This is a genomic window from Tolypothrix sp. PCC 7601 (genome assembly GCF_025677855.1).
GTDB classification, from domain to species: Bacteria; Cyanobacteriota; Cyanobacteriia; order Cyanobacteriales; family Nostocaceae; genus Aulosira; species Aulosira diplosiphon.
The window spans coordinates 3761139-3774549 of record NZ_CP064879.1 but is presented as its reverse complement, the minus strand read 5'-3'; the positions used below and the strand labels follow the sequence as shown (position 1 = coordinate 3774549).

Below are 13411 nucleotides of genomic sequence, written 5' to 3'. Positions count from 1 at the left end.
TCAATTGCTCTACCAAACAATGCATAATTAAATGCCAAGAGCAACTATCCCTGGCAATATTTTTCCCACTTTGTTAATGCTATTGCCACAGTTTACTCATTGGAGATTGATTTAGCCAACTAATAAACATTGATCGCTCTCCTTCGGGTAGATCTTGTAAGCGATCGACCACTGGATGAGCGAAGTTAGCATTACCAAAATAGGTTTTTCCTAGCTTATGGAGTTCTTGTAACAGAGTAATTACATGATTTTCTTGCCAAGAAGGCAGACTGGTCGTATCCAGTGGGTCTTCATTGAGCAAATATTTTACGGCTTCTGGCGAAGATGCTTGTGGCAATTGCTTCTGCCGCAATACTTCCGTAATATCTTTTTCAAATAAAGCTGCTTGTTTAGAACCTAAAAAATCTTCTATTTCTAGATAGACTGCTTGCAGCAGCAAAATACTAGCTTGGATAAACACTCCTGTCTTGCTATGGACATCCGTATCAGAACCTAGCTGGTCTAAACGGATTTTTCCCCAGATGCTATAGCGGTCTGGTTCTTCCAACAAGACACAGGCTTTACCTCGCCCGTCTGTTAATTCTCTCCACAAAGCTCTGGCTTCTTCCTCTTGGCTAGCTTTAAAAACACTAATCAAGCGGAAAGTTTGCCCCTGATAGTGGAGGACTGGCATTGGCTGCTCTCGCTTAGGGTGCGGAATGCTTGATATTTCTACATCCTGCCGTTTGAGAATAAACATGGCACTAGCAAATAACTCCTCTCAGGGGCGTTCTCAATATGCGATCTATAATCTGATTTCCAGGCATCGCCAAGAGTGCGATTACCTAGCGTTAAGTAGGGGTCAGCCTCGCGATCGCCAGAGGTTGCTCTACAGTAATTCGCCCAAAGGTGATTTACGCCAATACCCAAATAACCCATTGACCACACAATATATTTAATAAATAGTCCATTTACTTCGTTTAAAGTGTACATTGACTAACTAGCGACTAGCATCTTAGCCTTGCTACTAGCAGATCTGCAATTTTCAATTGCCTATTGCTAGAGAAAACGATATAATTGGAGAGATGACTCATTAAAGAGCCACAGCATTATGTTGGGCGCGTAGCTCAGTGGATAGAGCCACGGATTTCTAATCCGTTGGTCGCAGGTTCGAACCCTGCCGCGCTCGTTTTAAATTGCAATGCCAAAGTTTTGGCATTACCAAAATAACCTACTTTTTCCAAGGTAGCTTTGTACCCATCTCAGTTAATGCCGAGAAAAATAGATATAAGATAATTAGACCAGCAGTAATCAAAAATAAAACAATATCGTTATTCATTTTCCGTCTTTGAACTCCAAAAGATAAATTTTCTCCATTCCTCTACGCGATCAAACTTTTCTTAGCTGCTGTTTGCGTCTCTATCCTCCATAAGATAAGGTGCTGTTTTATGACAACCCCCTAAAGGAATATTTTGTTAAAAATTTAGCAATTTTTGGGATCGGTAATCAACGTAGCGAGAGCCAGAATAATAAGTAAATAGATAACATTTATACTTAAATATCAGTGTTTAAATGACTTTTTGTAACGCTTTTTGTAACTGACACCCTGACAGCAGGCTACTGTGTAACACTGGAAATGGAGAGTTAATTCGGCGACCGCGTTTGTTTTTATTATTGATAGGCTTTTTCCTTTTGGTATTCACAAACTTTTCTCCGAAATCTAAATCTCTACACCGTTTTGATTTTGGAGACGACTTATGTCAGTTTATGTAGGCAATCTTTCCTACGAAGTTACAGAAGAGAGTTTGAATGCTGTATTTGCAGAATATGGTTCTGTAAAACGCGTTCAGCTGCCTACTGATCGTGAAACAGGTCGTTTACGCGGCTTTGGTTTTGTAGAGATGAGTTCCGATGCTGAAGAAGCAGCTGCCATTGAAGCACTTGATGGTGCTGAGTGGATGGGACGTGACCTCAAAGTCAATAAGGCTAAACCAAAGGAAAATCGAGGAGGTTCCTTTGGTGGTAACCGTGGTGGTGGCTACGGCGGTGGTTCTCGTAATCGCTACTAAGCTACTGTATTTGACATCACAAGTACAGGTTTATTTGTTTTTAAATAAGTCTATATAGATTTTGGCTGAGGCTCAGGCAAGATGCTTGAGTCTTTTTGCTGTTAATAAAAATCTGTATCAATACTGCTCGGTTAAGGATTTTCAAATCGGAATTTAGTTTGGGGAAAAGGTGTACCCCTGCGCTTAAGCAAGCTACGCGTAGCGTCTCCGCAGGAGAAAGGTTAAGGGTTTCGCCGTGAGCGTCAGCCGAACGGTTAAAGGTTTTTTCTTGGCCCTTTTCCCTTTCCCCTTTTGCCTTTAACCGACAAGTATTGAAATGTGTATAAGTTATAGAAGAATCTGCTTTATTTCTGCGCGGCAATTTTAAGCCAATATGATTTCAGCGCGGACAACTCCAGCGCGTTCATGACGGGCTAAAAGTTGAACTTTGCTACCCGCAGGCCCGCGCACAACCCATTCAACCTTGGCGCGGTCTTGGGTTGGGTCGCTTTGTCTCCTCGTCGGATATGAAGGTTTATAGGCACGTCCCTCTAGTTGTCCTAATTCTTCGCGGAGTTTGCCTGTGATTAAAGTTACGCTATCAGGTAATTGAATTTCACAAATACAGCCCTTGACGAGCTTTTTATCTAACGCTTTTTGGGTAATGTATGTAGGTAGCCAACCTGTATTTTGTACTACTAAATCTACTTGATATATGTCATTACCTAAATTATGGACATTAGTTTGATCAATCTCCAAGCGGGGAGAGATTAATAAATGCCACACTAACCAATTAGGAAACAGGGCTATCTCCCGTTCTAAAAACTCTGGAGGTGGATTCACCCAAGCATACATAGGGCTTGCTGAAAAAGTCATTCCAAGGCAAGAGAAAAATTGACTCAGTAGTCAGGGAAGAGCAAATATAAGTTTTTGTTGTCTGCAATCAAACAGAACATCACTTTTGCTAATAAAAGAAGTGAAAAAAGATGTAATGTTGAAAAATTGGCATAAAAATTCCCAAAAAAGCCGTGAAACAAGGGTAGAAAGATTCATGACTAAAAAAGTAATAGCAATAGCAGTGACAGAGGTATGAGGAAGTTTAGCCATGACTCTACCCAAGCTAAATCTTCGTTTACCTTGTCCGAATTTACCCTCAATAGAGTTACGAATTAGCTCATCTTCTCGTGCTTGTTTCTTTTTTTCAGGACTGACATTTTTAGGTGGTCTCCCTAAAGGTGGCCCACTAATTCTAATTCCTCTTTCTTGACACCAAGAGCGGTTGTCTCTAGTGCGATAAATTTTATCAACATGAACTGATTGAGGATAATACCCGGTGTAGTTTTTTGTAGGCTTCTACTTGTGATTTTAAGTCGCCTGATTCGTTAAAATTATCCCAACTAATATGGTCTAAAAATACATAGCCATCATAGCAACTAGCTGAAAGCTTTGCCCCAAACTCTACTTTTTTTCCAGCTTTACCACGGACTATCGGACGAATGTGTGGTTGATTTAAACTGACAATACGGTCTTCTATACTAATTTTTTTATTTTCATATAACCAAAGTTGTTGACGATAAATTTCTGCTACTACCAGTAATTTCTTATATTGCCTATTACTCAGGTTGAAGAGTGACGCACCTAACTCCATTAGCTGCTGAATGTGAGCTAAATTTCTTTTGATATATTGTAGTTGCCGTTTAATGGCTTTCCTTCTTTCTTTAATGGTCGGTTTTCTTTTTTTGGCTACCAATAAGTAATTCTTTCTAGCTATATTTCTATAGGTTCTCGGTTTTTTTGATACTCTTTAACAAGAGGGAGTTATATAAAATATCTATAATTGTTTCTGTATGCTTTCTGGCTTGATTTAATAATCCTAAGTCTGTGGGATAACTGATATCCGCTGGCGCACAACTCGCATCTAATATTAATTTTCCCCGATTGGTCGGCTCATTTTTTAAATCCTCGGTTTCTGACTTTTTTTGATTTTACTTCTACCTCCTCTTTACTTTCTAACACTTGCTTGACTATTTCTCGATTCAGTTTGTTAACTAATTTTATATCTATTCTTTCTCTAAAGTGAACTAACATTGACGCATCAAATGGGGCATTATTGCTATAGCAAGACATTCCTATAAAGTATTGCAGATAGGGATTCTCCCTAATTTGCTCTACTGTCTCCCTATCACTTATGCCTAGTTTTTCTTTAATTATTAATGCCCCTAATGCCATCCTAAATGTTTTGGCTGGCGCGCCCATTTCTGCTGAAAATATTGCTGCGTACTCTGCTTCAAATTCTGACCAAGGTATCATCTCCGCCATGATTACCCAACGGTTATCTGAGGCTAGTTTTCCCCCAAAGGGTAGTTCAAAGTCTTCTGCTGCTGTTTCTTGCTTTTGCGCTTTTCGATACATATCAACGCAACTTGCTACAAGGGTTTTTACTTACTTTATCCTTTTTCCTTGCACTTTATTCTCTTTTGTCCCCCCAAATCTCTTGATTTATCTAGGTTTTTTGTTTATTCTGCAAGCCCTACATAGTATCCCAACCACCTAATTCTATTTGACCTAATTGGGGATGCTCGAAGGCATACCAATCTACATAACCTTTGCCTGAGAGTTGTTCGTCATTCCAGCGCAACAACTTTAATTCATCTTCTAAAGGATGTTCGCGTTGCCATTCGACGTGTTTATAATCTTTAATTCCCGCTTGGTTTTGGGGACTCCAGACTTCTACTGTCCAAGCAAATACCCCCCGTTCATCATAAGCCCAGTCATCGAAAGTCCCGGAGATGAAATCTTTGGGGTCATAGCGGAAATCATGAAAAGCAGAAATTGCTGGGTATGTAGTAAATTCTGCGCCTTTTTGACCAATGTACTGATAAGTACGGAGGTCATTAACCGGAAATTCCTGATCACTGTGATAGCTAAAAGGTCTGATGATTACACCGCCAAAAGTATGGAAAGATACAGCCCCAGTAATGTTAGGATGGCTAGTAATAAATTGGACAAGCGATCGCACTTCTGTTTCTGAGGCTGGATAAGGGCCTGCCCCTGGCTGTTGAAATTCTTGCCGCCACATCACCGGAAAATTACGATTTAAGTCTAACCTCTGTTGCGGAGGCTGAATATTAATCTGCACTCCATCGTAATTTTCTATACGTCCTTCAGGCAAAACTCGGTAATATTGACCGCCTATTTCTGTGGGTTCACGACGCATTAATAACCGGGGTTCAGTAGGGCAGATTTTCCATGCGCCATTAGCATCAGGGATACGCATGAGTAAAATCCGGCCATCGCCATCGATATCTTCCATGATTAAGCCGTCATTGCTTTCCCTACCTTCAGGATAGGGACGGGTAGCAGAACGAATAAATTTTGGTTTGTCAGCCAAAGCCCATTCCGCACCATCAGGGTTAACACGGGGGCATATATAAAAGGTGCGGCTGTCCAAACAACGAGTAATATCTGGCTGAGTACCGTAGGCTGTAACTAATGTTTGCAGAAGATACAGGCAGACAATTGAGGGTGCTAATTCCGTAGCATGAATATTGCCATCAACCCATAAAGCAGGTTTTTCTGTATCTGTTCCTGTAGCGAAATTGGTAACAGTCAGCAGCCAAATGTCCCGATTTTCATAACTCTTGCCAATGCTTTCTATGCGTACCAGGTGAGGAAATTCCTCAGCATAACTATGCAAGATACTGGTCAATTCTTCGTAACGATAATACTTGTTAAACCGCACATCTGGCATAACTACCCTCTCATGCGCCAGGTGAACATCCTTTACAATACCATTGGCTGGTAATAGGTAATGGGTAAAAACTTTGTCGCAATTACCAATTAGCAATTACCTATTACCAAATTCCAACACTATATCTACGTTAACTACCAACTTCGGTCATTATGGTTTATCCGCAACGCATAGAACCCTTACCTGGACAAGAATCAGTGTGGGATTATCCCCGTCCGCCACGCCTTGAGGATACAAGCAAACATATTCAAATTATTTTTAATGGCGTAACAATTGTAGATACGCACTCAGCTAAACGTGTGTTAGAAACTAGCCATCCCCCGGTTTACTATATCCCGCCTGCGGATATCAAAATGGAATACCTGTTGCTAACACCACAATCTAGCTTTTGTGAATGGAAAGGAAGTGCAGGTTATTACACTCTGCGTGTTGGTGACAAAGAATTTCAAAATGTTGCCTGGTTCTACCCTAATCCCACACCAGCTTTTGCATCTATCAAAGATTATGTAGCTTTTTATGCTCATATCATGGATGCTTGCTATGTTGATGGCGAAAAAGTACAACCACAACCAGGTAACTTTTACGGTGGTTGGATTACAAGGGATATTGTTGGGCCTTTTAAAGGTATTCCTGGTAGTTGGGGATGGTGAATCAATTTTGGATTTTGCGGAAAGTTGCGTGGGCGGTGAGTGCAGCCACACGTGCGGCTATGCCGCCGAGTGGACTGCCGAACCCGAAGGGGTTCCCCGACTTGAGCAAACTTTCCAAGACGGATTTTAGATTTTAGATTGTCTCCCTTACGTGGATTTCAGAAATCAAATATGAATCCTATCTTTAGCTTACTTCTGGCACAGCCACTATAAATTTAGAAGCCAATTTAAATATTAATCTTCTCCTGACGGAGAGGCTACGCCAACAATCCAAAATCTAAAATCTAAAATTCGGTGACTATTGTCGTCGCTTAGTGCGATATGGCCTGATGAGCAAACTGACTCCAGTTGCCCAGGCAATTGAAGCTGTCCAGCCTGCTAAGATATCGCTGGGATAGTGGACTCCCAAGTATAGGCGTGTCCAGCCAATTGCTAAGACAAATATACCTCCAGCAATCAGAACTAAGAGACTCCAGCGACTACCCCAAGTGAGAATTACTAAGGCTACTACCAGAGTCATACTTGACATAGCATGACCGCTAGGAAATCCGTAGTCAAACTCTGGGGCTGGTGATTCCCACAGGTGGGGGCGTACTCGATGTAACAGTACTTTTGCGGTGCGATTAATGATGATGCTTCCCAGCAGAGTGGTGAGGAGGTAAGCAAGTTTACGCCATTGTCTGCGGATAAACAAAGCCAATGCGATCGCACTAGCAACCGGAAATACACCCCAGAATACTCCCAATTTGGTCAGTGTGGAAGCAAAAACATCTAGTTGCGGTTGGGCTGTGGAGTGTATTGCTAACAGGATAGGTACATCCCAAGCAAAGCCAGCTTCCTTCTCCCAAACTTCCTCGGCTAATTCTCCAAAGATTTGTAGGGGTAAAAATACGCCGATGAGCAAGATAAAGAGTGCAGCACGGCGCTTAACAACCAAATGCCACAAAAAAGTTAGGAAAGACTTGGAGTATCGCCAAAAAGCAGAGTTAAACATTGAGTTTGTCAGATTAACTTGAAAATTGGTGTAGTAATCTGGAAGCTACGACCAATTGAAAATTAAGCTTTAACTCTGATAATATAAGCTTTCTCAACTCTCACCTGAGTTGAAGTAGCGATCGCTGCTGCTGTATTCACTTCCATAGCTCCATAAATCAGTCCAATAAATGTCATATTCCTGAAAAAACACAGATAACATAGACTTCCGTATAATTGCTAGTTAGTTTCAATAGATAGTCCCTCATGAAAGTAGAAGTGGTACCGCATGACGCAACATGGAGTGTCAAATTTGAGGAGGAAGCCAAGCGAATTGCACTAGCACTTGGTGACAATGTCGTAGCAATTCACCATATTGGTAGCACCTCAATTCCCAATATTTATGCCAAACCAATTATTGATCTGTTGGTTCAGGTGAAAGACCTTGCTAAGTTAGATCAGCAATGTTCAGCGATGATTGCATTAGGTTATGAGGCTATGGGTGAGTTTGGCTTACCTGGTCGTCGTTTCTTTCGCAAGGATAATGAAGCAGGTACTAGGACGCATCACGTTCACATTTTTGTGTTTGACATTTTTGAAGTGCAAAGACATTTAGCATTTCGCGATTACATGATTGCACATCCTGATGATGCGCTCAAATACAGTGACTTGAAACGTCAATTAGCCAAGCAATTCCCGCAAGATATCCAAGGATATGTCAATGGGAAAGATGGATTCGTCAAGGAGATGGAAAGAAAAGCCCTAGAATGGAAGCGATCGCAACAAACGATAGGTAACTCTTAACTAAAGCTAGAGTGAAGAAGTTTTTTATTTGCTGCTTGCGCCTAAAAGCGCTGGTAAGGTTGTTATATTTGGTGTTACTTTGAAGCTTTTGGTTCAAATATTAAGTACGTCCCTCCTAAACCCTCTACCAGTGTGCGCGTATTAGCAACCATCATACTTTGATAAGTTTCTCCCTCCGTTCCCGGCCTTCCCAATCCATCAGCATAAAGTTGTCTTTCGGAAAGTTTGACTGTAGCTTCTTTAGCTACAGACTGAATCACATTAGAATTAATATCTGCTTCTGCAAAAATTGTCGGTACTTTCGCTCGTTCAACATTTTTAGCCAAGTTCTTCACTTGTGTATTTGTTGGCCTGTCATTGGTGTTAATACCTTCTAAAGTTCCTATTAACGACAAACCGTAAGCTTGAGTGTAATAACCAAGTGCATTATGGGTAGTAACTACTGTCCGTTTATTGTTAGGAATACTGGCAATTCTAGCTTTAATCCATCGGTCTAATTGGTTGAGTTCTTGGGTAATTTTTCTTTTATTACTATTATAAGTTTTTGTATTGCTAGGTTCTAATTTGCCTAAGTTACTGCTAATTACCTCAACCATTCTGAGAGCATACTTGGTATTGTGCCAAATATGAGGGTCGGTGACTATGTTGCCATCCTCCCTAAATTTTTGGGGTTTGGGAACAGCAAGGGGAGCAACAGCAATTTTCGGTGCAGCACTTTTAATTGTTTTAATTTGTCTAATCAGCCTTGGTTCTAAATTATAGCCGTTATATAAAATCAAATTAGCTTGTTCTAAAGCTTCTCGGTCTTCTGGTTTTGGCTGGTAAATATGTGGGTCTGTACCTGGCGGAATTAAGCAGGTAAGGTTAATAGTAGTTTTGGCAATTTGTCTGGCAAAATCACATATTATACTTGTGGTGGCAACTACTCGCGGCAGATTAGTATTTACTCGCGTGGTGGTTTGAGTCAAGGAAGTACTTGTTGCTTGGTTCCCACAGCCAACAAATCCTATTGTTAAAGCGATGAGTGCGGCACGGATAGAATTATCTTTTATTACTAATTTTGACATATTATTAAGGTTAGATATTTAAAAATAATTATGAGAATTATTTCATTAAAAAGATGTTTGAAAAAGTCTCATAAGTATCGGAAGGGATGGTTAAATATAAAATTTATCGATGTTGCATCAAGTCGGGATGATTTAGCTCACGCAGAGGCGCAAAGCCGCAAAGAGGATAAGAGTTTTAATTTTCAATGAATCAAGTTTTATTCCATAATTCAGCAACAGCAATTTATCTTTTGCGGACATAACATAACATATTTGTTCGCTATTTTGCAGCATTCTATCCACATATTATTAACTGTCTGAATCTGTAAATTCTCTAGTTTCCATCAGAGATTGCAGCAGTAACAGCAATGCTAACTCTCAAGCTATTAACCCAGATACTGCTTTAGCAAAGTATTGGGCTTTACTCATCACGAATAATTGTCAAACCTAAAGATTTGTAAGCAGCTAGCATTTGATTAGATACTGTCGGTGCAGTTACAAGGTAAGTCAGTGCATGAATCGACTCCACTACATAAGGGGCGGCTGTGTCTAATTTTTCTGCGGTGACTAATCCCACGACTTCAGCCGAACCATCTATCATGGCTCGTTTGACATGGGCTTCATCTAAATTCGGTACACTGATGCCAACTTCCGGATGCAAACTGCACACTCCCAACATGCACAAATCTGCACGAATCATCCGTAAAGACTCAATGGTGACAGTACCGACGTTCACTAAGGCTTTTTTGTAGAGCTTACCACCCAACATTACAACTTCTATATGGGGATGTTCTGCTAAGGCGATCGCAATTGGTGGACTATTGGTGACGACTGTGGCTTGCAAATCTTTTGGTAAATGGCGGGTAACTTGCAGCGTAGTTGTTCCCCCATCTAAAATTACTACCTGCCCCGGACAAACTAATTTAGCCGCAGCAAGTGCGATCGCTTCTTTTTCTTTGGGCGCTTGTTTTTGGCGATCGGCGTAACTGGCGGTGGCTGGGGAAGTTAGCAGTGCGCCGCCATGTACACGCTGTAATAGTCCAGCTTCAGCTAATTCCCGCAAATCCCGCCGAATCGTGTCTTCAGAAACCTTGAGAACTGCACTCAGTTCCGTTGACAGCACCTTTTTATCACGACGCAGAATTTCGAGGATGAATTGTCGGCGTTCAGCAGTGAGCATAATTATTTTCCGGAAGTTGCGTTTTTAATCTTGAAATTGCACGTTTGTGAGTTTATACTTATTGCATACAGTTCAATACAAATAAATCACAAGCATTAGACTCAATCTGATGTCCGCCTAATTGTCTAGCAAACAACTCTCCTTGTGCTTATCGCTCTGAATCCTTACAGAGTAAGATTTTCGATTGACCAGTGTCAACCTAGCAATCAGTATTAAATCGGACTTGATATCACCTCCGGCTGCTTTTTCCTATACCAGCAAGCAGACATTTCAGCCTATCTTCTGTCAAAAGAGAGATTGCTGCTAGGGTTATTCATTTCACAATAGCGGTAAAGTGTATGTTTTCGTGCATTTAACCGTATCTTCACTTGGATTCAAGTACATTCGTGCATAGTTGATTGTTGACAGTTGACAGTTGACGGTTGACCAATGACAAATGACAAATAACAAAGGACAAATAACAAATGACTAAATTTCCTATTGATCTCGGTGCTTACAAATATTTATCGCTCAATCCGGCGAATCCTACTTTGACGGCGGAACAAAGAGACTCACTCAAAGCCAATATTCAACTTTGCCGAGATGCGATCGTGTTTTTTACCGCTACAGGTGCAGCTAGAGGCGTGGGTGGTCACACTGGCGGGCCATACGATACAGTTCCAGAAGTGATGATTCTCGATGCTTTCTTCCGGGGAGTATCTGAGCAATTTGTGCCGATTTTTTTTGATGAAGCTGGACATCGTGTCGCTACCCAGTATCTGATGTCAACGCTGCATGGGGATTTACCCGCAGAGCGCCTGCTACAATATCGTGCAGCCCATTCTCATTTACCCGGACACCCGGAATTAGGGTTTACTCCTGGGGTAAAATTTAGCTCTGGAAGATTGGGGCACGTCTGGCCTTACGTCAACGGTGTGGCGATGGCGAATCCTGGCAAAGTCGTTTTCTGCCTTGGTTCTGATGGTTCCCAGCAGGAAGGAAACGACGCAGAAGCGGCGCGGTTGGCTGTTGCTCAACATCTCAATGTGAAGCTAATTATTGATGATAATGATGTGACCATCGCCGGACATCCTTCTAAATATTTACCTGGGTTCACCGTAGCCAAAACCTTAGAAGGTCATGGATTAAAGGTACTTCAGGGAGATGGGGAAGATTTAGACGATTTGTACAGCCGCCTATGCGAAGCCGTAAATACACCCGGTGCGATCGCAGTGATCAACAAACGCCCCATGTGTCCCGGTATTGCAGGTTTAGAAGGCTCAACCCACGGACATGATGTGATTTCCGTCGATTTAGCGATTAAATATCTCGAATCTCGCGGACAGACTGCGGCTGTAGATTACCTGAAAAATATCGAGAAACCCAAGCAAACCTATACATTTATTGGTTCTAGCGATAAATGGGGCGCTAACCGCAACGTCTTTGGGGAAGCTGTGGTCAATGTCCTCAGCCGCATGAGTGAAACCGAACGCAAAGAAAAAGTCTTAGTCATTGACAGCGACTTAGAAGGTTCCTGTGGATTGAAGAAAATACACGATACCTATCCCGAAGTATTTATCCCCTCTGGCATCATGGAACGGGGTAATTTCTCGGCTGCGTCAGGGTTTGGGATGGTAAAAGGCAAACAAGGCATTTTCGCCACCTTCAGCGCCTTTTTAGAAATGTGCATTTCTGAAATTACAATGGCGCGATTGAACCAATCTAACGTTCTCTGTCACTTCTCCCATGCAGGTATCGATGACATGGCGGATAATACCTGTCACTTCGGCTTAAATAATATGTTTGCCGATAATGGCTTAGATGACCGCCATGACACAAGACTCTACTTCCCCGCCGATGTAAATCAAATGACAGCTTGTGTAGAAGCTGTATTTTTTGACCCCGGATTGCGGTTTATCTTCTCCACCCGTTCCAAAGTACCTAATATTTTGGATACTAATGGTAATGAATTCTTTGGCAGTGGTTATAAATTCGTCCCTGATAAAGATGAAGTCATCCGCGAAGGCACCCAAGGTTATATTGTCAGCTTTGGCGATGCTTTATACCGTTCTTTAGATGCGGTAGAACGCTTGAAGCAAGAAGGCTTAGACGTAGGTTTAATTAACAAACCGACTTTAAACGTAGTGGATGAAGAAGCGATCGCTAAAATTGGCAAAGCACCTTTTGTTTTAGTAGTGGAAGCCTTCAACCGTCGCACTGGCTTAGGTAGCCGTTTTGGTTCCTGGCTGTTAGAACGCGGCTTGACTCCTAAATATGCTCACCTGGGGACTTATAGAGAAGGTTCCGGTGGCTTGTGGGAACAGTACCCCCATCAAGGTATCGATCCGGTGGGCATTATCAAGAAGGTGAAAGAGTTAGTTGGCTAGATAAAGTGCGATCGCTAAAATATCATGGAAAAATCTAGCTATAAGCCTTGAAAACTCTACCTGGTATTTTGGCTTTTCTATCAATGCGTAAGTTCTATACCTATCGTTAGAGATGGTAGAGCAAGTGCTGACGTAAAATTTAGAGTCCCCACCCTTAATCAAATCTAGGGTGGGGAATTTTAATATTTAGAACAAATTTTGGCAGGATAGAGCAATGCGTCGCTTGACTGTGTTTACAGTTTTGTATCTAACCTTAGGAACTTGTTTAGCCGCAATCGCACTTCAGCAACCTGACACGGCTTCAAAGCTTAAAAACGTTCTGTTCTTCAATGTAGGGCTATTGTATCTTTTCGCAGTGCTTAGTACCTTTCAGTTTTGGCAGCAATACGTTCTCAATAGTTACAGTAGACTGCGTGAGCAAGCTGTATGGAGGCAAAAAATAGGCGCGATCGCCCCCTGGCTAATCATTGCCACAACGCTTTTTTCCTTCGTCTTTATCGTGCTGACTGAAAACTGGACAAATTATGCAATCGGACAAGCAGCAACGACGCTAACGATCATCTTGTTATGTGTCGAACAGCTTTTCATCAGACATCGAAACTCATTATAAGCGAA

The 13411-nt window shown here is 41.7% G+C and carries 12 protein-coding genes, 1 tRNA gene and 1 pseudogene; 7 read left to right on the top strand and 7 right to left on the bottom strand.

The window, feature by feature from the left end; all coding sequences use genetic code 11:
• Window positions 1-79: 79 nt before the first annotated feature.
• Window positions 80-739 carry an Npun_F0813 family protein gene (locus HG267_RS15720; RefSeq protein ID WP_045871991.1) on the bottom strand — a complete coding sequence of 220 codons (660 nt, stop codon included), beginning with the start codon at window positions 737-739 and terminating at the stop codon, window positions 80-82.
• Between HG267_RS15720 and HG267_RS15715 the strand changes: the two genes are divergently transcribed.
• The 3 genes from HG267_RS15715 to HG267_RS15705 all read left to right on the top strand — a co-directional run bounded on the left by HG267_RS15715 (window position 738) and on the right by HG267_RS15705 (window position 2048).
• The gene (locus tag HG267_RS15715; RefSeq protein WP_045871992.1) at window positions 738-938 is read left to right on the top strand and encodes a hypothetical protein; all 201 of its coding nucleotides are present in this window, start codon (window positions 738-740) and stop codon (window positions 936-938) included. The two genes, HG267_RS15720 and HG267_RS15715, sit on opposite strands and share 2 nt — an antisense overlap.
• 157 nt (window positions 939-1095) lie before the next feature.
• Window positions 1096-1168, top strand: a tRNA-Arg gene (locus HG267_RS15710).
• 568 nt (window positions 1169-1736) lie between these two features.
• On the top strand, window positions 1737-2048 hold the full coding sequence (locus HG267_RS15705; protein ID WP_045871993.1) for an RNA recognition motif domain-containing protein: 312 nt from the start codon (window positions 1737-1739) through the stop codon (window positions 2046-2048).
• 363 nt (window positions 2049-2411) lie between these two features.
• Here HG267_RS15705 and HG267_RS15700 read toward each other — a convergent pair whose 3' ends face one another.
• The 3 genes and pseudogenes from HG267_RS15700 to HG267_RS15690 all read right to left on the bottom strand — a co-directional run bounded on the left by HG267_RS15700 (window position 2412) and on the right by HG267_RS15690 (window position 5874).
• Window positions 2412-2903 carry a hypothetical protein gene (locus HG267_RS15700; RefSeq protein WP_155539415.1) on the bottom strand — a complete coding sequence of 164 codons (492 nt, stop codon included), beginning with the start codon at window positions 2901-2903 and terminating at the stop codon, window positions 2412-2414.
• A gap of 30 nt (window positions 2904-2933) precedes the next feature.
• Window positions 2934-4439, bottom strand: a pseudogene (locus HG267_RS15695) (IS5 family transposase).
• 118 nt (window positions 4440-4557) lie between these two features.
• Window positions 4558-5874 carry a M14 family metallopeptidase gene (locus HG267_RS15690; protein WP_210403113.1) on the bottom strand — a complete coding sequence of 439 codons (1317 nt, stop codon included), beginning with the start codon at window positions 5872-5874 and terminating at the stop codon, window positions 4558-4560.
• A 56-nt stretch (window positions 5875-5930) separates the two neighbouring features.
• On the opposite strand from HG267_RS15690, the gene HG267_RS15685 reads away from it, so the two are divergent.
• On the top strand, window positions 5931-6428 hold the full coding sequence (locus tag HG267_RS15685; protein WP_045871995.1) for a DUF427 domain-containing protein: 498 nt from the start codon (window positions 5931-5933) through the stop codon (window positions 6426-6428).
• Window positions 6429-6726: 298 nt separating this feature from the next.
• On the opposite strand, the gene HG267_RS15680 is transcribed toward HG267_RS15685, so the two are convergent.
• The gene (locus HG267_RS15680; RefSeq protein WP_045871996.1) at window positions 6727-7422 is read right to left on the bottom strand and encodes a phosphatase PAP2 family protein; all 696 of its coding nucleotides are present in this window, start codon (window positions 7420-7422) and stop codon (window positions 6727-6729) included.
• Between the two features lie 245 nt (window positions 7423-7667).
• On the opposite strand from HG267_RS15680, the gene HG267_RS15675 reads away from it, so the two are divergent.
• On the top strand, window positions 7668-8204 hold the full coding sequence (locus HG267_RS15675) for a GrpB family protein (protein ID WP_045871997.1): 537 nt from the start codon (window positions 7668-7670) through the stop codon (window positions 8202-8204).
• A 74-nt stretch (window positions 8205-8278) separates the two neighbouring features.
• Here the strand turns inward: HG267_RS15675 and HG267_RS15670 are convergent, their stop codons facing one another.
• Both HG267_RS15670 and HG267_RS15665 read right to left on the bottom strand, forming a co-directional pair.
• A complete protein-coding gene (locus tag HG267_RS15670) occupies window positions 8279-9271 on the bottom strand; it encodes a metal ABC transporter solute-binding protein, Zn/Mn family (RefSeq protein WP_045871998.1) in 993 nt (330 codons plus the stop codon).
• Between the two features lie 400 nt (window positions 9272-9671).
• A complete protein-coding gene (locus HG267_RS15665; RefSeq protein ID WP_045871999.1) occupies window positions 9672-10430 on the bottom strand; it encodes a DeoR/GlpR family DNA-binding transcription regulator in 759 nt (252 codons plus the stop codon).
• 464 nt (window positions 10431-10894) lie between these two features.
• On the opposite strand from HG267_RS15665, the gene HG267_RS15660 reads away from it, so the two are divergent.
• Window positions 10895-12796, top strand: a complete 1902-nt coding sequence (locus HG267_RS15660; RefSeq protein WP_045872000.1) for a transketolase C-terminal domain-containing protein — start codon at window positions 10895-10897, stop codon at window positions 12794-12796.
• Between the two features lie 214 nt (window positions 12797-13010).
• The gene (locus tag HG267_RS15655; protein ID WP_045872001.1) at window positions 13011-13406 is read left to right on the top strand and encodes a hypothetical protein; all 396 of its coding nucleotides are present in this window, start codon (window positions 13011-13013) and stop codon (window positions 13404-13406) included.
• The last annotated feature ends 5 nt before the right edge of the window (window positions 13407-13411 follow it).